Genomic DNA, 15,782 nt, shown 5'->3' with positions numbered 1-15,782 from the left:
ATAGCCAGGGTCATTCTCCTCGTGGGTATCGTGTCAAAGAAGCCGACGCGCGAGCACAGGAGGCCGTTGTCATGTCCAGGTCCGTCATCGTCGCCGGAGCGCGCACGCCCGTCGGCAAGCTGCTCGGCGCGCTGTCCGGCCAGTCGGCCGTCGAGCTGGGCGGCATCGCCATCAAGGCCGCCCTGGAGCGGGCCGGAGTGGCGCCGGAGGCCGTCGAGTACGTCATCATGGGCCAGGTCCTGCAGGCCGGCGCCGGCCAGATCCCCTCTCGCCAGGCCGCCGTCAAAGCCGGCATCCCCATGACCGTGCCCTCGATCACGATCAACAAGGTCTGCCTGTCGGGCCTGGACGCGATCGCCCTGGCCGACCAGCTCATCCGCGCGGGCGAGTTCGACATCGTGGTGGCCGGCGGCATGGAGTCCATGACCAACGCCCCCCACCTGCTGCCCGGGCTGCGCAAGGGCGTCAAGTACGGCGGCGCCGAGGTGATCGACTCGATGGCCCACGACGGCCTGTTCTGCGCGTTCGACCAGTGCGCGATGGGGGAGTCGACCGAGCGCTACAACGCCAGGCTCGGCATCGGCCGCGAGGATCAGGACGCCCTGTCGGCCCGTTCTCATCAGCTCGCCGCCGCCGCGATCAAGAACGGTCTCTTCGACGACGAGATCGTCCCGGTGGAGATCCCGCAGCGGCGCGGGGAGCCCGTGGTCGTCAAGGAGGACGAGGGCGTACGCGGGGACACCACGGCCGAGACGCTCGCCAAGCTCCGCCCGGCCTTCGCCGCCGACGGCACGATCACGGCGGGCTCGGCCTCCCAGATCTCCGACGGCGCCTGCGCCGTGGTCGTCATGTCCAAGTCGAAGGCCGAGGAGCTCGGCCTGGAGTGGCTGGCGGAGATCGGCAGGCACGGCAACGTGGCAGGCCCGGACGCCTCCCTCCAGTCGCAGCCGGCCAACGCCATCAAGCAGGCCATGGCCAAGCAGGGCGTGACGGCGGAGGACCTGGACCTGATCGAGATCAACGAGGCGTTCGCGAGCGTGGTCCTGCAGTCGGCCAAGGAGCTGGGCGTGCCGCTGGAGAAGGTCAACGTCAACGGCGGCGGCATCGCGCTGGGTCATCCGATCGGCGCGTCGGGTGCGCGGATCGTGCTGACGCTGGCGTACGAGCTGAAGCGCCGGGGCGGCGGCCTGGGCGCGGCGGGTCTGTGCGGCGGCGGCGGTCAGGGCGACGCCCTCCTCATCACCGTCCCCAAGTCCTGAGACACCGAGTTCGGCGTCCAGCACCTACGCGACCTCACGGATGTAAAAAATTCTAGACATCGTGTCCGTATTGCTTTACATTCCAAGTATGGCATCCGAAGAGAGACGCGCGTGGGTCATGCTGGTGGTCTCGGTCTGCGGCTACGGGGCTTACCTCGCGATCATCCTGGGCCGGGCGCGCACCACTCCCCTCACCGAAGTGCCCTATGCGGCCCCGTTGTTGTGGAGCATCGGTGGCGCGATCGTGGCGTCGATCCTGCTGGTCATCGTGGTCAGCATGGTCGCGCCCAGTGACGTCGGCAAGAAGGACCAGCGCGACCGGGAGATCTACCGGTACGGCGAGTACGCCGGCCAGTCGTTCGTTGTCGCCGGAAGCATCGCGGCGCTCGTGATGGCGATGGCCGAGTGGGACCACTTCTGGATCGCCAACACGCTCTACCTGGCGTTCGTCCTGCAGGCCGTGCTCGGCTCGATCGTCAAGATCGTCGCCTACCGGCGGGGGATCCCGTCATGGTGAAGCCCACGAAGGTCACGAACTCGATCCGTGCGCTGCGGTTCGCGCACGGCGAGATGACGCAGGCGGAGCTGGCCGATCGGGTCGGGGTGACCAGGCAGACCATCATCGCCATCGAACAGGGCCGCTACTCGCCGTCCCTCGAGATGGCCTTCCAGATCGCGCACGTGTTCGGCGTACCGCTCGACGACGTGTTCCAGTATCCGAACGCTGAACTGGAGAGATGACATGAAGGCCGTCATCCGCGACGCATACGGCCCGGCCGACGTCCTCCGGCTCGGGGACGTGGAGAAGCCGGCGCCCGGCGATGACGAGGTGGTGTTACGCGTCCACGCCGGGGAGATCGAGGCGGTCGGCGCCGCCGTCACCAGGTTCAAGCCCGGCGACCGGGTGTTCGGCACGTGCGACGGCGCCTTCGCCGAGTTCGCCCGCACGCCGCAGGACAGGCTTGCGCCGATTCCGGAGAACCTGACGTTCGAGCGGGCCGCGGCGCTGCCGACGTCCGGAATGACCGCGTTGATGGCGCTGCGCGATGCCGGGAAGGTGCGTCCTGGGCAGCGGGTCCTGGTCATCGGCGCCGGTGGGGGCGTGGGGACGTTCGCGATGTAGCTGGCCAAGGCCTTCGGTGCGGAGGTCACCGGCGTGTGCAGCACGTCCAAGGTGGAGCTCGTCCGGTCGATCGGCGCAGGCGCTGACCCCGCGCGGCACGTTCGTCATCGTCGGCGGGGAGGAGGGCGGCCGGTGGCTGGCCGGGATGGACCGGCAGCTCCGTACGGTCCTGCTAGGCCCGTTCACCCGCCGGCGGCCGCTGGTCGTCTTCGCCTTCCCCAAGCCGGAGCTGCTCGAGAGGCTGGCCGAGCTGGCGGAGCAGGGCAAGATCACACCGGTGGTGGACAAGACGTTCCCGCTGAGCGAGGCGTCTGAGGCCGTCCGCGAGCTCGCGAGGGGTCACGCGCGCGGCAAGCTGGTCATCACCGTGTGACGGTGCTCTGGAGTCTGAACAGCGCGATGCCCCGGTCCGACCAGGAATGGACCGGGGCCCCGTAACGCGTGCTCGACGTCGTCGAGCGCCCCCTTACGGGGGTTGTTCAGCCCGGCCGCGAGGGAGGATGCGGCCGGGCTGCTTGTGGGCGGTCATGAGGCGAGGAGCTTGCCGAAGACCGAGCGGTGACGACGCTCGGACCGCGGGCCCTTCATGGCCTCCTGGACGCGCCGGTGCTCGGCGGCCGCCCGGCGAAGTTCGGAGGCGCGGTGCTGCATGATCGTGTATTCGAGTTCGGGGTTCATCCGAGTGCTCCTGTGTTGTGTGCGTTGTCTTTCGTCTGCACTCTTAAAACTCCTCCTAAGGCCCTCACCGGCACATCAGGCGTATGCCCTATCTCCGGACGTAAGGGCGCTAGGGAGGTACTTAGACGCGCGCACAGGGACCTAAGGCGGCCGTGAGAACGGCCTAGGGGTGGCCGGCCCGTCCTAGGGTTCGTCGGTGAACTTGACCGTGACCTTCGTGAAGCCGAGCGACTTGAGCAGGCCCGAGAGCATCGCCTTGGTGTTGGTGTCGGCCCTCGTCCGCAGGTCGCTCGCCACCGCGGCCTCGGAGATCTTCTTCTCGGCGAGCAGGTAAAGTTCGCGCTGGTCTCCGGGGGAGCCCGACAGGAAGTCCTGGACGCGGTCGAACAGGCCGCGTTGCTGTGCGAACACGTACGAGCGGCTGTTGTCCAGGTTGGGCTTCTCCAGCTGGGCGCGCGGGAGCCGTACGGTCGCCTCGGTGCGGTCCGGCGAGACCGTCACCGCGTTCGTCGCCATCGCGGAGAAGTCCACGTACGCGTCGACGCCGCCCGCCCCGACGAACAACGTCCGGGTGCCCTTGATCGCGTCGGGCAGGAAGTTCGCGTCCTTCTCCAGGTCCACGACCACCTGGAAGTTCCCCGTCGCGGCCTCGAACCGGCTCAGATCTTTGATCGACTGCAGCAGCACCGGCTGGCTGCGGTCGATGGTCTGCTCGCCCATCGGGTTGAGCCAGGTCCAGGCCAGGCGGCCGGCCACCACGAGCAGAACCGCCAGGACCAGGAATCCGGCCACATATCGCCACCTGCGGCGCCGCCCGGGAATGACCTCGGGCGACGTCGTACGGGAAGTCGTCATGTCCGCATGCCTACCCGCTGGCCGATCATCAGTGCCAGCCGTTTGGTGACATCTCCGATTCCGCCACGACGGCGGGTCCCCACCCGGCCCCGGACATGCCGGGCGCCCACCCGGCCTCGAACGCCGTCCACGATCCGCCGGCCTGCCACCCGCCGGCCTGCCACCCGCCGGCCTGCGACGCGGCGGCCTGCGACGCGGCGGCCTGCGACGCGCCGGTGTGCGACGCGCCGGTCTGCGCGCCGCCGGTCTGCCACCTGCGGCCCTGCCACCCGCCAGCCGCTCCGCTCAGCGCCGGGCCATCAGGTCCGCCGCCCTGGGGCCCACCGGCCAGCCCGCTCAGCACCCGACCGCCACCATCAGGCCCGCCGTGCGGGCCGCCACCCTGTCCGATGTGCGGGCCACTCTGCCCGGTCTGCGGGCCGCCCTGCCCGCCGTGCGGGCCGCCGCTCTGTCCGGTGTGCGGGCTGCCGCTCTGTCCGGTGTGCGGGCCACCGGCCTGCCCGGCGTGCGGGCTGCCGCCTTGTCCGCGTGACGTGCCGCCCTGCCCGCCGTGTGACGGGCTCGATGCCCACCCGGCGGTCGGCGCGCCCGGTGTCGCCCATCCGGCCGCCACGGGCGTGACGCCGAGCGACGTGGACGGACGGGACGGTCGCGCCGCGCCGCCGGTCGCGGTGACCTGCCCAGGCGGCGGCCCACCGTTCGCGTACGGCTGCCCGGGCGCCCATGGGGAGGAGGAATGGGGCGGCACCCACCTCACCGCGGTGCCGGGGCCGGGCACCGTGCGCTCCACCACCGTGCCCTCGGGGTCCGGATACACCGGATACACGTGGGTGGACTCCGGCACCGGCTGCATCGACGACGGCGACGCGACCTGGGGCCGCGCCGGCCCGCCGCCGAAGTGCGTGCTCGACAGCCCGCAGTTCTGGAAGTCGCTGTAGAACATCCGCAGCCACTCCCGCCTCTGGTGCTCGCTCAGCCACGAGAACCACGACGCCGCGTACTGGTGCTCCGGCAGCGGCCCTCCGGGCAGCGGTTCCCCCCGCAACCAGGCCATCACGATCTCCCGGTAGCCGTTCGCCACCGTCCCCGGGCACTTGGCGGCCAGCGACTCGATGTACTCGTACGCCGCCTCCTCCGCGAACCCCGCGGAAAGATCGGGCACGTGGATCGGCGCGAGCCCGCTGGACGGCTTCAGCGCGTCGTCCAGCGGCCGCTGCTCCACCCGCGTGAACGCCGCCGGCGTTCCGGCCAGCCGCGAGGCGATCTGCGTGAACGCCGCCCCCAGCTCCGTCAGCCCCGCCCGCATCCCCGGATGCACGCACACCGTGATCGGCCACTCCTGGCAGCTGTACGCGATGTCCTCCGCCGCGGCCGGCTTGGTCTGCGTCAGCACGCGCGACACGCCCATCCCCGCCGCGAGCACCGCCAGCAGCGCGCACGCCAGCACCAGCGCCTGCCTGGTCACCAGCGCCGCCCAGCCGAGCAGCAGCGCCGCCGTGATGCCCAGCAGCCAGATCGTCTGGTCGAAGAACGGCGCCCCGCTCAGTCCCTGGAACAGGTCGTACGGCTCCCCGGTGCCGGGCGCCAGCTTGTCCGCCCAGCCCCGGTCGTCGGCCAGCCACGAGAACGCGCCGTAGCAGCCGAGCCCGGCCAGCGGTGGCGTGAACGTCCTGGGCAGCACCCAGCCGGCCACCCACCCGATCACCGAGTACAACGCCAGCCCCGCCATGCCCATGCCCAGCCCCGACAGGCTCAGCCGTCCCGCCTGGTCGGTCAGCACCGTCTTGATCGCCAGCACCAGCACGGTCGCCCCGAAAGACCCCAGCACCACCACCACGATCGCCAGCGGCGCCTTCAGCGCCCGCCATGTCGTGAGGGAGCGGCCGCGCAACGCCCGGCGCTTGCGCAATGCCACCCACGCGGCGAACGCCGCGGCCACGGGCCCGGTCAACCGGAGCGAGCCGATCACCGCGGCCACGATGTTCTCCCACGCGTCCACGCCTGGAATGAGGACGTTCCACGCCGCGACCAAGCCGACAGCCAGGAGCACGGCAACCGTCACGGCCGCGCTCTGCTTCAGCTCCTCTCGCGAAACGCCCGCGTGCTCACGCACCCGTTGTCCCGTTGCACTTCATCAAGCAACCCCCCGTGCCCCTCGGCAAGGCGGAAACGATCAGTCCGGCCGGTCCCCACAGGCTGATGAACTTGGCTTCCGCGTCACCATACGTACGAGCACCATAACTGAGCGTGATGATTGACGTCCGGATTCTTGGTCAACGGGGGAGGCCTGTCGCTCCAGGTAGCCGGACGAAACCGGGACGACCGGCGCGCTACCGTAGCGTTGTGTCACAGCCGAAGCCGCTCAACCTGCCGTTCGACCCCATCGACCGCGCTGCGGAGAGCTGGCGCGCGCACTTCGGGCCCTCCGCCGCCATGGCGGCCGTGACGTCGATCATGAGAGCGCATCAGATCCTGCTGTCGCAACTTGACTCGCTGCTGAAGCCTTATGACCTGACGTTCGCCCGATACGAGGCGCTGGTCCTGTTGACGTTCAGCAGGACAGGCGCGCTCCCGCTGTCGAAGATCGGCGAACGGCTCATGGTCCACCCCACCAGCGTCACGAACACCGTGGACAGGCTGGAGAAATCCGGATTCGTCTGCCGCCTGCCCAACCCTCGGGACGGACGCGGCGTGCTGGCCGAGATCACCGCCGCGGGCAGGGACGTCGTACGGCTGGCCACCCGTGACCTGATGGCCGCCGAATTCGGCCTCGGCATGTACGCCGAGAACGAACTCCACCAGATGTTCGACCAGTTGCGTACGCTCAGGGTCGCGGCGGGTGACTTCGCAGGCCCATCCATGCGGCAAGATGAAGAGCATGGCGGACTTCTCTAGGCCCGGGTCGCTCTACGGAGCGATAGATCTGGGCGCGCGCAAGCAGGCACTGGAGGCGCAGGCCCGGCGGGAGGCAGGTCCCCAGACGGGTGCGGCGGCCTCGATCGTCGAAGTGACCGAGGAGACGTTCACGACCGACGTCATCGACCGGTCCATGAGGCTGCCGGTCGTCCTCGACCTCTGGTCTCCCAGGGCGCCCGGCAGCGCCCAGCTGAGCCCGGTGCTGGAGAAGGTCGTCGGCGACCTGGCCGGCCGGGCCGTGCTGGCCAGGGTCAACGTGGACGCCAGCCCGCAGATCGCCCAGGCGCTGCGCGTGCAGGCCGTGCCGACCGTGCTGGCCATCTTCCAGGGGCAGGCCGTGACCGGCTTCCAGCAGGTGCTGCCCGAGCAGGAGGTGCGCCGCTGGCTCGATGAGCTGATGGGCGCGGTCGAGCAGTTCTACGAGGCCAACCCCGGCGCCCGGCCGCCCGCGGCCGAAGAGCAGGAGGCGCCGGAGGGCCCTCCCTCCGACCCCGACCTGGCCGCCGCCGAGCAGGCGATCGAGAGCGGCGACCTGGACGCGGCGGCGGCGGCCTACCAGCGGCTGCTGGCCCGCGCGCCCGGCGACGAGGACGCCAAGATGGGTCTGGCCGGCGTCAGCCTGATCAAGCGCACGGAGGCCGCCGACCCCGCCGACGTCCAGCGGCGCCTGCAGGACCCCGCCGACCTCGACGCGCAGCTGCTCGCCGCCGACTTCGAGATGTTGTCGGGCTCGGTGGACGAGGCGTTCGAGCGCGTCATCGCCGTGGTCAAGCGCACGTCGGGCGACGAGCGGGACAAGGCGAGGCGTCATTTGCTCGGCCTGTTCGACGCGTTGCCCGCCGACGACCCATCTTTGGCGAAAGCACGTAGAGCTTTGGCGAGCGCTCTGTTCTAACCTGGGGATATGAGGGTCGTCACTATATCGGCGACATACGGCACGGCCGGGAGCCAGATCGGTCCGGCCGTGGCCGAGCGCCTCGGCGTACCTTTCGTCGACCGGGCCATTCCCAGTGCCGTCGCCCAGGAGCTCGGCTGCACGCTGGAGGAGGCGCTCGCGCACGACGACCGGGCTGAGCACGGCCTCGGCAGGCTCCTGTCCGGGGCGATGCGGCTGCCGACGGTCACCTTCGGCGGCGTGGACATGTATGTTCCGGGCGTGATGCCGCTCGCACCCGAGGAGTTCGTGCGCCGTACCGAGCGCATGATGAGGGAGACCGCCCGCACGCAGGGCGGCGTCTTCCTGGGCCGGGCCGGCGCCGTGGTCCTCGCCGAGCACCCCGGTGCGCTGCACGTCAGGCTCGACGCCCCGGTCAAACGCAGGATCCGGCAGACGGCCACGCTGGGCGAGGTCAGCGAGCGCGAGGCGCGCCGGATCATCGAGGACAACGACCGGGCCAGAATGGCCTATTGGCGCCACTTCTACCGCACGGATCCAGCGGACGCGTGTCAATATCATCTGGTCGTGGACAGCACCACGATCCCCGTTCCGACCTGCGTCGACCTGATCGTCACCGCTGCCGAGGCATTGGATTGACCTAACTCCCCCTAACATGGGAGGACTTCTTGGTCAGTCCCGAAGGAGCGATTGACGTGGCGACCGTCCCGAGTGTGTCCTATTCCATCACCGTGCGGCTCGAGGTGCCCGCAGGCGGCAAGGCCGTCAGCCAGCTCACCCATGCCGTAGAGACCGCCGGGGGCGTGGTGACCGCCCTCGACGTCACCACCGCCGGCCACGAGAAGCTCCGCATCGACGTGACCTGCGCCGCCAGGGACACCGACCACGCCCAGGCCATCGTCGACCAGCTCGAGGCCGTCGAGGGCGTGGTCATTCACAAGGTGTCCGACCGCACGTTCCTCATGCACCTCGGCGGCAAGATCGAGATGGTGTCGAAGGTGCCGCTGCGTAACCGCGACGAGCTGTCGATGGCCTACACGCCGGGCGTGGCACGCGTGTCGATGGCGATCGCGCGCAACAAGGAGGACGCGCGGCGTCTGACCATCAAGCGCAACACCGTGGCCGTCGTCACGGACGGTTCGGCCGTGCTGGGCCTGGGCAACATCGGGCCCGAGGCGGCGCTGCCGGTCATGGAGGGCAAGGCGGCGCTGTTCAAACGGTTCGCGGGCATCGACGCCTGGCCGATCTGCCTGGACACGCAGGACGTGGACGAGATCGTCAGGACCGTCCAGGTGATCGCGCCCGGGTTCGGCGGCATCAACCTGGAGGACATCGGCGCGCCGCGCTGCTTCGAGGTGGAGCGGCGGCTGCGCGAGCTGCTCGACATCCCCGTCTTCCACGACGACCAGCACGGGACTGCGATCTGCGTGCTGGCGGCGTTGACCAACGCGCTGCGCGTCGTCAACAAGAGCATCGAGGGTGTCAAGATCACCATGGCCGGCGCCGGCGCGGCCGGAAACGCCGTGCTGCGGCTGCTGCTGGCGGCGGGGGCGCGCAACGTGATCGTGTGCGACTACCTGGGCGCCGTGCACAAGGGGCGCGACGACCTCGACGAGTCGCTGCGCTGGATCGCCGAGCACACCAACGCCGAGGGATACGCCGGGGACCTGCGGGGGGCGGTCAAGGGGGCCGACGTGTTCGTCGGGGTGTCCGCGCCGGGGATCCTCACCGGGGACGACATCGCGACGATGGCCGGCGACGCGGTGGTGTTCGCGCTGGCCAACCCGGAGCCCGAGGTGTCGCCCGACGACGCGCGCGAGCACGCGGCCGTGGTGGCGACCGGGCGGTCCGACTACCCCAACCAGATCAACAACGTGCTGGCCTTCCCCGGTGTGTTCCGCGGGCTGCTGGACGCGCAGGCCGGTGGGGTGACACAGGAGATGCTGCTGGCGGCGGCCCGTGCGCTGGCCGCGGTCGTTACGCCGGAGGAGCTGGGGCCCAACTACATCGTCCCCAGCGTGTTCCACCCGGATGTCGCGGGCGCGGTCGCGGCGGCCGTGCGTGAATCCGCCGGAGGGCGCGTGCGCGGCTTCACCGAGGCATAACCACCATTTTCTTTTACGCGGTGCCGTGGCTGACCACCCGCCGTACGTCGGCTGGTGGCCCTCCAGGAAACGGCCTCTGACCCTTCACAAGTCGCCCGCCGTTACGCGAGCCCGAGGTTGACCAGGCTCCGTGGTTCACACCTTGGGCGCCGTGCGCCGGGGCCTCACCGTTACCCGGTGCCGACACGCTCTCTGCACGGCATGTGCGCCTCCGACTCGCACACGGCTCAGTGGCCGTGAGAGGGTCATCGAAGCCCGGAAGGGCGCTGGCGATCACCTTGTGACCGCGCTCAGCTACGGGTGCGGATCCGCCGCCCCAGCGGTGCGAACGATCGTCAGTAAGGCCTGCCAGCAGACGCCGGCCGAGCAAGATGGCGAGTATCGGAGGACAGCTGAGCTCGCCGCGTCCGGAGGTCATCCGAGGCTCACCGGTAGCAGGGCGCGGATCGTGGCGCGGACGGCCTCCAGGTCCACCGCCTCGGGAGCGACCCGCCACTGAGCGTGAACGCCGATGACGGCTCCCACCAGCAAGACCGTGAACGCCTCCGGGGTCGTTCCCGGAGGTAGGGCCTGTTCCGGTATGCGGGCCTGTACCGCCTGCCGGAGTGCCGCGTGGAGCCGCGCGTAGTGCTCACGGATCGGCGAGTCGACTTCCACGGCCTCGGCGAGGAGCGTGATGAACAAGCGCGTGACAGGCAGGCGGATGAAGCCTGTGACCTGGTCGAGCGGATCACCGGGGCGGTCCCCGGCGGTCTGAGGGAAAGCGGTCAGCACGGCCTGGAGCTGGTCGTCGACCACCGCTTCCAGCAGACCCAGCTTGTTGCCGAAGTGCCAGGGGATGGAGCCGCGGCTGATGCCTGCCTTGTCGGCGATGTCGATGAAGCTCGTCTGCCGGTATCCCTTCTCGGCGAACAGCTCGGCGGCAGCCGTCACCAGCAGCCTGCGGCTCTCTTGAGTCCTCTCGATACGTCGCGTGGCCATGCGGTCCATCTAATCAGGTATGCCAAGCGACAGAGCGAATGTCAATCGGTATAGCCTATGTTGGCCAACATAGAAGGAAGGGGGTTCGCCATGCGTTGGGTGACCTACGCGACGGACGCCGGAGACCGCGTCGGAGTGATCGGCGACGATCGGATCCATCCCGTCGCGCCTGGCGTCAGCCTGATCGAGCACCTGTCGCTCGCCGATCCGTCCGCCTTCCCCGGGTGGCTGCGGGACGGCGACGTGGTCGAGCTGACGGTCGAACGGCTGGGCCGTACCCGCCAGTCCGTGCGCGCGTCCGCTCCGCCGTACCCGCTCAAGCCCCGGCACAACCCCGACAGGCGGCCGCCGCGCCCGCGCGTCAACCGCGCCCCGTCCAAGCTGCCCTACACCCGCGGCCTGCACGAGGTCGGCGCGGACGTGTGGGCCTGGCTGCTGCCCGATGGCGGGTACGGCTGGAGCAACGCGGGACTGATCGCGGGCGAGGGCGCGTCCCTCCTGGCGGACACCCTGTTCGACCTGCCGATGACGGCCGAGATGCTCGACGCCATGCGGAAGGTCACCGGCCGGCACCCGCTCACCCACGCCGTCCTCACCCACTCCAACGGCGACCACACCCACGGCAACCAACTGCTCGGCGAGCAGGTCCAGATCATCGCCGCGGAGGCCACCTGCGCCGAGATGCGGCACGAGATGCCCCCGGAGATGCTGACCGCCACCCAGGTCGTCGACATCGGCCCGGCGACCCCCTACTTCCGCGAACGCTTCGGCGCCTTCGACTTCAGCGGCATCCGCCTGCGGCTGCCCGACCTGACCTACGACGGCGAGCTCACCCTGGACCTCGGCGGTCGCGAGGTCCGGGTGATGAACCTCGGCCCCGCCCACACCGCAGCCGACTCGGTCGTGCACGTACCGGACGCGGGCGTGCTCTTCGCGGGCGACCTGCTGTTCGTCGGCTGCACCCCGATCGTGTGGAGCGGCCCGATCGCCAACTGGATCACCGCGTGCGACAAGATGATCGCCACCGGCGCCGGCACGATCGTCCCCGGCCACGGCCCGGTCACCGACCCCGACGGGATCCGCGCGGTGCGCGGCTACCTCACCCACGTGATCGAGCAGGCCGACGCCGCCCACGCCCGCGGCCTGACCTTCCAGGAGGCGATCGAGGCGGTGGACCTCGGAGTACGCAACCTGGCTGGACGCCGAGCGGATCGTGGTCAATCTCCACCGCCGCTACCGCGAACTGACCCCGCCGCCACGCCCGAGCTGGATCAGATGACGCTGATGGCCAAGATGGCGGACAAGGGGCTCTCGTGAGGCTGCAGAAGACCGCGCACACGTCCCTCCCGTGGCGCATCCACGCACTCACCAGCGATTTCGCGGTCGAAGACGTGTGGTCGTTCCACACCCCCGGAGCCGGTCCCGACGACTTCCCCGCGATGCTTGCCGCCATGCGAGCAGGCGGCGGACTCGCGACGCAGACAGGGCCGGCGAGGTTCCTGTTCGCCCTCCGGTGGAAGATCGGCGCTCGACTCGGCTGGGACAAGCCCTCTGCGGGCATCGGCCACCGGGTCGCCTCGCTCCACGACCGCCTGCCCGGCGACCTCCGCGACGCTCCCCGCGGCCCGGACAGCCCGAACCTGCCGCTCACTCCGGTCTACGAGCTCGACACGGAAGCCGCCCGCGAGCTGGCCAACAAGACCGTGCACACCGTGATGCACCTGGGCTGGGTCCGGGGGGGGGCGAATGGCGATCCCTGACCCGGCGATGGGAACGAGCCTGGCTCGACCGCGACCACGAGAAAGGAACGTCACGATGAACTCCAGAAAGCGAATGCTCCGCTGGGCGAGCGGGATCATGCTCGTGCTGGGAATCGGGCACCTATCGTTGCTGGCGCTCGTCGCCTCGGAGGACATCGCCGGTTGGGTGGGTCGAGGGATATGGGCAGCAGTCCCGCTCGAACTCACCGGCGGAGGGACCGTTCAGACGCTGGCGTCCCTTCAGAACAAGCTCGCCTTCTGGGCCGCTCCGGGAAGCTTCGCCGTGCCCCTGATCCTTCTGGGGTGCCTGACATGGCACCTCGCTGGACGCGGGGTGGCCGTGCCCGCCGGAGTCGGCTGGGGCCTTGCGGCGTGGTGTCTGATTGGCGGCGTCCTTCTCGTGCCGTCCCCGTTCTTCGCCGGAAGCGTCTCCGGAGTGCTCATGATCCTCGCGGCGCGAAAGAAGGATGGGCGGGAGAGGCCCGAGATCCGGCGGTCTGGCGCATCGGTGGGGGAAAGTCGGCGTCGTAGCAGATGACGCCGGCGAGTGAGCTCCTGCAGGCATGCGGGAGTGAGGGTGCGCTCCGGCGTGGGTGGCTGTCAGGAGGGCGCGTCGGCTCGGTGGGCGATGGCGGGCATGAGACGGTAGCTTTCCTGGAAGACCAGGTTGTGGGCGTCGCCGGCGGCGATCACCCGGAGCGTGTCGATCTGCGCCTGGGCGTCCGCGGTGTCGAAGATATTCATCGGCCAGTCACCGACGGTGTTGCCCCGTAGGTGCGGGTGGTGGAATCCGGCGCCGTAGTGGGCGACGACCGCGATGGGCTGGGCGTGGCAGGCGCGCTGTTCGGGCCACGTCAGCGACCACATGGCGTTGAGCCCGCCCTCCTTCGATCGGGTGACCCCGCTGGCCACCACCTCGCCCGTGCCGAGCAGCAGGTCGGCGTTGAGCTCCTCCAGCGCCGTCTTCGCCACCGGATCGAGCAGCTCGATGGCCGTGACGAACACGCTCTCTTTGTCCTCCCGCGAGATGGCCTGGCCGTGGCTGCCGTCGCGCAGGTCGCGGAAGTGGCGGATCAGGGCTTCGTTCATGGGAGTGCACATGCCTACCCCCTTCCCCGCGTATGCGTCAGGAGTCGTGCTCTCGCTGTTCCAGGCGGATGCGTACGGGCCGCTCTCATCGGCCGTGACGGGCCGCGAACAATTTGACGGTCCGTAGCGTCACACAAGCAGTGGGTGACAACCATGGCGTCACCCGAGGGAAGGGGAGCGGATGAGTGGCAGTTGGGGTCAACGCCGGTTCGAGGATTTCCTTAAGGAGTGGGCGCAAGACGATGCGGACCGGCACCGCCGCGAGAGACGTGAGAGGAGCAGCGGGAAGGCGGCGAGTAACCATGGGCCGAAGGGCGCCTTCATCGTGATGGTACTGATCCTCGGCGGGCTGCTGGTGACCGCGTCCCTCGGTCAGTCCCCAGCAGAGCTGTGGGACTGGGCGTGGACCACGGCCGAGCGACTCATCGATGCCTGGCTGGACGGCTAGCGACGCACCCCCCGGGTCTCACAGCCCACCCCCCGCGCAGGTCCCCCGATCTCACCGACCAGCCCCGGCGCGGGCATGCCCTCGCGTCCTCCAGCAGGGGTGCGGGTCTAGGGCTTCAGTGCCTGTCCGAGCAGCTGCGCGATCTTGGTGCGTACCTCGGGTGTGTCGAGGCCGCGTACGGTGAGCGTCGTGCGGCGGCGTACGACGTCGTCCACCGTGGCCGCCCACTCGTGGTCGCGCGCGAAGACCGCTTGGGCCCAGATGTCAGGCCCGTCCGGGTGGATGCGCTCGCCCAGTGCGGGTGTCTCGCGGATGAGCCTGACCAGGTCGAACGCGATCGACCCGTAGTGCGAGGCCAGGTGTCTGGCCACCAGCGGATCCATGCGGCCCCCCCGCTCCCGGTCCGTCCACAGCCGCATCGCGACCGCGTCCGGGCTGGCCAGCCCGGGCAGCGGCACGGCGGGCAGGATGTCGGCCAGGTCGTCGCCCAGCGGCCGCCCCGGCAGGTGGGCGAGCGTGTCGAGCACGTGCCTGCCGATGTGCCGGTAGGTCGTCCACTTGCCGCCCGCGACCGAGAGCATGCCGCCCTTGCCCCTGCTCAGCACGGTCTCCCGCTTGGCTGACGCCACCTGGCCAGGGCCGCCGGGGAGCACGCGCAGCCCCGCGAAGGCGTAGGTGATGTCCTCGCGCTTGAGCTGCTCCTCGCGTACGGAATGCCCGGCCTCGTCGAGGATCTGCGCGATGTCGGCCTCGGTGGGCCGCACCTCGGCGGGGTCGCCCTCGTAGGCCTCGTCGGTCGTGCCGAGCAGCAGATGGTCCTCCCACGGGATGGCGAACGACACCCGGTATTTGTCGATCGGCGTGGTCAGCGCGGCCTTCCACGGCTCGTGGCGGCGCAGGACGAGGTGGGCGCCCTTGGAGAGCCGGATGCTCGGGGCCGCGTCCGGGTCCTCCATCCGCCGCAGGTGGTCCACCCACGGCCCGGTGGCGTTCAGGACGAGCCGCGCGGACACCCCGAACTCGGTGCCGTCGAGCCGGTCGCGCAACTCGGCGCCGGCCACGGTGCCGCCGGTCTTACGCAGGTCCACGACCTCCGCGTGGTTGAGCACGATCGCGCCGGCGTCCACCGCGGCCCGCACGGTCATGACCGCGACCCGGCTGTCGTTCATCTGGTGGTCGCCGTAGACGGCGGCGGCCCGCAGGCCCTCGGTGCGCAGCGCGGGCACCTTGGAGACCGCCTGCTGCGGCGTGATCACCTTGCCCATGCCGTCGCCGAACACCGACAGCGCCGAGTAGAGGAACACCCCCGCGCCCAGCTTGGCGGCCCCGTGCGGCCCGCCCTTGTAGATGGGCACCAGGAACGTCAGCGGCTTGACCAGGTGGGGCGCGATGTCGCCGGCCAGGGCACGCCGCTCGCGGTGGTTTTCCGCGACCAGCCGGACGTTGCCGGTCTGCAGGTAACGCAGGCCGCCGTGGACGAGTTTGGAGGAGGCGCTGGAGGTGGCGCCGGCGAAGTCGCCCGCGTCCACCATCGCCACCCGGAGCCCGGCCTGGGCCGCCATCCAGGTCACCGACGTGCCCAGGATGCCGCCCCCGATCACGAGCAGGTCGAAGGTGGCGCTGGACAGTTCCTCGCGGATCCGCGCGCGCTCGGTCCCCATCGCGATCATCAT

At 70.1% G+C, this 15,782-nt stretch carries 19 protein-coding genes; 13 read left to right on the top strand and 6 right to left on the bottom strand.

What is annotated here, in order from left to right:
* Nucleotides 1-71: 71 nt before the first annotated feature.
* The 5 genes from OHA25_RS55820 (at nt 72) to OHA25_RS55800 (ending at nt 2,755) form a co-directional block, all read left to right on the top strand.
* Nucleotides 72-1,259, top strand: coding sequence for an acetyl-CoA C-acetyltransferase (locus tag OHA25_RS55820; protein WP_327584911.1), 1,188 nt, complete (start codon nt 72-74; stop codon nt 1,257-1,259).
* Between the two features lie 88 nt (nt 1,260-1,347).
* On the top strand, nt 1,348-1,776 hold the full coding sequence (locus OHA25_RS55815; RefSeq protein WP_327584910.1) for a hypothetical protein: 429 nt from the start codon (nt 1,348-1,350) through the stop codon (nt 1,774-1,776).
* Nucleotides 1,770-2,000: a helix-turn-helix transcriptional regulator gene (locus OHA25_RS55810; protein ID WP_327584909.1), complete on the top strand. Its 231-nt coding sequence runs from the start codon at nt 1,770-1,772 to the stop codon at nt 1,998-2,000. The genes OHA25_RS55815 and OHA25_RS55810 overlap by 7 nt, the downstream gene beginning before the upstream one ends.
* 1 nt (nt 2,001) lies before the next feature.
* Entirely contained in the window at nt 2,002-2,382 is a 381-nt protein-coding gene (locus tag OHA25_RS55805; RefSeq protein WP_327584908.1) for a quinone oxidoreductase family protein, read from the top strand.
* A 16-nt stretch (nt 2,383-2,398) separates the two neighbouring features.
* Complete coding sequence (locus tag OHA25_RS55800) at nt 2,399-2,755, top strand: zinc-binding dehydrogenase (RefSeq protein WP_327584907.1); 357 nt, start codon at nt 2,399-2,401, stop codon at nt 2,753-2,755.
* 152 nt (nt 2,756-2,907) lie between these two features.
* Here OHA25_RS55800 and OHA25_RS55795 read toward each other — a convergent pair whose 3' ends face one another.
* The 3 genes from OHA25_RS55795 to OHA25_RS55785 form a co-directional block, all read right to left on the bottom strand.
* Nucleotides 2,908-3,060 carry a hypothetical protein gene (locus tag OHA25_RS55795; protein WP_305918354.1) on the bottom strand — a complete coding sequence of 51 codons (153 nt, stop codon included), beginning with the start codon at nt 3,058-3,060 and terminating at the stop codon, nt 2,908-2,910.
* Nucleotides 3,061-3,243: 183 nt separating this feature from the next.
* Nucleotides 3,244-3,915 carry a DUF4230 domain-containing protein gene (locus OHA25_RS55790; protein ID WP_305918353.1) on the bottom strand — a complete coding sequence of 224 codons (672 nt, stop codon included), beginning with the start codon at nt 3,913-3,915 and terminating at the stop codon, nt 3,244-3,246.
* Nucleotides 3,916-3,943: 28 nt separating this feature from the next.
* Nucleotides 3,944-6,028 (bottom strand): hypothetical protein, encoded by a 2,085-nt coding sequence (locus tag OHA25_RS55785; RefSeq protein WP_327584906.1) that lies wholly within the window; start codon nt 6,026-6,028, stop codon nt 3,944-3,946.
* A gap of 230 nt (nt 6,029-6,258) precedes the next feature.
* Here OHA25_RS55785 and OHA25_RS55780 point away from each other — a divergent pair, with 230 nt between their 5' ends.
* Genes OHA25_RS55780 through OHA25_RS55765 form a run of 4 tightly spaced genes read left to right on the top strand, consistent with a single transcriptional unit; the run spans nt 6,259 to nt 9,831 of the window.
* Nucleotides 6,259-6,810, top strand: coding sequence for a MarR family winged helix-turn-helix transcriptional regulator (locus OHA25_RS55780; RefSeq protein ID WP_327584905.1), 552 nt, complete (start codon nt 6,259-6,261; stop codon nt 6,808-6,810).
* Nucleotides 6,794-7,726, top strand: a complete 933-nt coding sequence (locus OHA25_RS55775) for a tetratricopeptide repeat protein (protein ID WP_327584904.1) — start codon at nt 6,794-6,796, stop codon at nt 7,724-7,726. Before OHA25_RS55780 ends, OHA25_RS55775 begins: the two co-directional genes overlap by 17 nt.
* Before the next feature lie 9 nt (nt 7,727-7,735).
* A complete protein-coding gene (locus tag OHA25_RS55770) occupies nt 7,736-8,365 on the top strand; it encodes a cytidylate kinase-like family protein (protein WP_327584903.1) in 630 nt (209 codons plus the stop codon).
* Nucleotides 8,366-8,421: 56 nt separating this feature from the next.
* The gene (locus OHA25_RS55765) at nt 8,422-9,831 is read left to right on the top strand and encodes an NAD-dependent malic enzyme (RefSeq protein ID WP_327584902.1); all 1,410 of its coding nucleotides are present in this window, start codon (nt 8,422-8,424) and stop codon (nt 9,829-9,831) included.
* A 414-nt stretch (nt 9,832-10,245) separates the two neighbouring features.
* On the opposite strand, the gene OHA25_RS55760 is transcribed toward OHA25_RS55765, so the two are convergent.
* Nucleotides 10,246-10,812 (bottom strand): TetR/AcrR family transcriptional regulator, encoded by a 567-nt coding sequence (locus tag OHA25_RS55760; RefSeq protein ID WP_327584901.1) that lies wholly within the window; start codon nt 10,810-10,812, stop codon nt 10,246-10,248.
* 90 nt (nt 10,813-10,902) lie between these two features.
* Between OHA25_RS55760 and OHA25_RS55755 the strand changes: the two genes are divergently transcribed.
* Genes OHA25_RS55755 through OHA25_RS55745 form a run of 3 tightly spaced genes read left to right on the top strand, consistent with a single transcriptional unit; the run spans nt 10,903 to nt 13,110 of the window.
* Complete coding sequence (locus OHA25_RS55755; RefSeq protein ID WP_327584900.1) at nt 10,903-12,129, top strand: MBL fold metallo-hydrolase; 1,227 nt, start codon at nt 10,903-10,905, stop codon at nt 12,127-12,129.
* Entirely contained in the window at nt 12,126-12,572 is a 447-nt protein-coding gene (locus OHA25_RS55750) for a DUF2867 domain-containing protein (RefSeq protein ID WP_327584899.1), read from the top strand. Before OHA25_RS55755 ends, OHA25_RS55750 begins: the two co-directional genes overlap by 4 nt.
* A gap of 55 nt (nt 12,573-12,627) precedes the next feature.
* Nucleotides 12,628-13,110 carry a DUF6463 family protein gene (locus OHA25_RS55745; RefSeq protein ID WP_327584898.1) on the top strand — a complete coding sequence of 161 codons (483 nt, stop codon included), beginning with the start codon at nt 12,628-12,630 and terminating at the stop codon, nt 13,108-13,110.
* A 62-nt stretch (nt 13,111-13,172) separates the two neighbouring features.
* On the opposite strand, the gene OHA25_RS55740 is transcribed toward OHA25_RS55745, so the two are convergent.
* A complete protein-coding gene (locus OHA25_RS55740) occupies nt 13,173-13,661 on the bottom strand; it encodes a hypothetical protein (protein ID WP_327584897.1) in 489 nt (162 codons plus the stop codon).
* A gap of 325 nt (nt 13,662-13,986) precedes the next feature.
* Here OHA25_RS55740 and OHA25_RS55735 point away from each other — a divergent pair, with 325 nt between their 5' ends.
* On the top strand, nt 13,987-14,109 hold the full coding sequence (locus OHA25_RS55735) for a hypothetical protein (protein WP_305918346.1): 123 nt from the start codon (nt 13,987-13,989) through the stop codon (nt 14,107-14,109).
* A gap of 107 nt (nt 14,110-14,216) precedes the next feature.
* Here OHA25_RS55735 and OHA25_RS55730 read toward each other — a convergent pair whose 3' ends face one another.
* The gene (locus tag OHA25_RS55730; protein ID WP_327584896.1) at nt 14,217-15,782 is read right to left on the bottom strand and encodes a glycerol-3-phosphate dehydrogenase/oxidase; all 1,566 of its coding nucleotides are present in this window, start codon (nt 15,780-15,782) and stop codon (nt 14,217-14,219) included.

It is taken from the genome of Nonomuraea sp. NBC_00507 (genome assembly GCF_036013525.1).
Taxonomy (GTDB): Bacteria; Actinomycetota; Actinomycetes; order Streptosporangiales; family Streptosporangiaceae; genus Nonomuraea.
The sequence above is the reverse complement of the archived record's forward strand: the minus strand, read 5'-3'. Positions and strand labels throughout refer to the sequence as shown.

What these genes read in the sequence shown, in the direction of transcription:
- OHA25_RS55820 (WP_327584911.1), top strand. Translation starts at nt 72, where the DNA reads ATGTCCAGGTCCGTCATCGTCGCCGGAGCGCGCACGCCCGTCGGCAAG.
- OHA25_RS55815 (WP_327584910.1), top strand. Translation starts at nt 1,348, where the DNA reads ATGGCATCCGAAGAGAGACGCGCGTGGGTCATGCTGGTGGTCTCGGTC.
- OHA25_RS55810 (WP_327584909.1), top strand. Translation starts at nt 1,770, where the DNA reads ATGGTGAAGCCCACGAAGGTCACGAACTCGATCCGTGCGCTGCGGTTC.
- OHA25_RS55805 (WP_327584908.1), top strand. Translation starts at nt 2,002, where the DNA reads ATGAAGGCCGTCATCCGCGACGCATACGGCCCGGCCGACGTCCTCCGG.
- OHA25_RS55795 (WP_305918354.1), bottom strand. Translation starts at nt 3,060, where the DNA reads ATGAACCCCGAACTCGAATACACGATCATGCAGCACCGCGCCTCCGAA.
- OHA25_RS55790 (WP_305918353.1), bottom strand. Translation starts at nt 3,915, where the DNA reads ATGACGACTTCCCGTACGACGTCGCCCGAGGTCATTCCCGGGCGGCGC.
- OHA25_RS55775 (WP_327584904.1), top strand. Translation starts at nt 6,794, where the DNA reads ATGGCGGACTTCTCTAGGCCCGGGTCGCTCTACGGAGCGATAGATCTG.
- OHA25_RS55770 (WP_327584903.1), top strand. Translation starts at nt 7,736, where the DNA reads ATGAGGGTCGTCACTATATCGGCGACATACGGCACGGCCGGGAGCCAG.
- OHA25_RS55760 (WP_327584901.1), bottom strand. Translation starts at nt 10,812, where the DNA reads ATGGCCACGCGACGTATCGAGAGGACTCAAGAGAGCCGCAGGCTGCTG.
- OHA25_RS55755 (WP_327584900.1), top strand. Translation starts at nt 10,903, where the DNA reads ATGCGTTGGGTGACCTACGCGACGGACGCCGGAGACCGCGTCGGAGTG.
- OHA25_RS55745 (WP_327584898.1), top strand. Translation starts at nt 12,628, where the DNA reads ATGAACTCCAGAAAGCGAATGCTCCGCTGGGCGAGCGGGATCATGCTC.
- OHA25_RS55740 (WP_327584897.1), bottom strand. Translation starts at nt 13,661, where the DNA reads ATGAACGAAGCCCTGATCCGCCACTTCCGCGACCTGCGCGACGGCAGC.
- OHA25_RS55730 (WP_327584896.1), bottom strand. Translation starts at nt 15,782, where the DNA reads ATGATGATCGCGATGGGGACCGAGCGCGCGCGGATCCGCGAGGAACTG.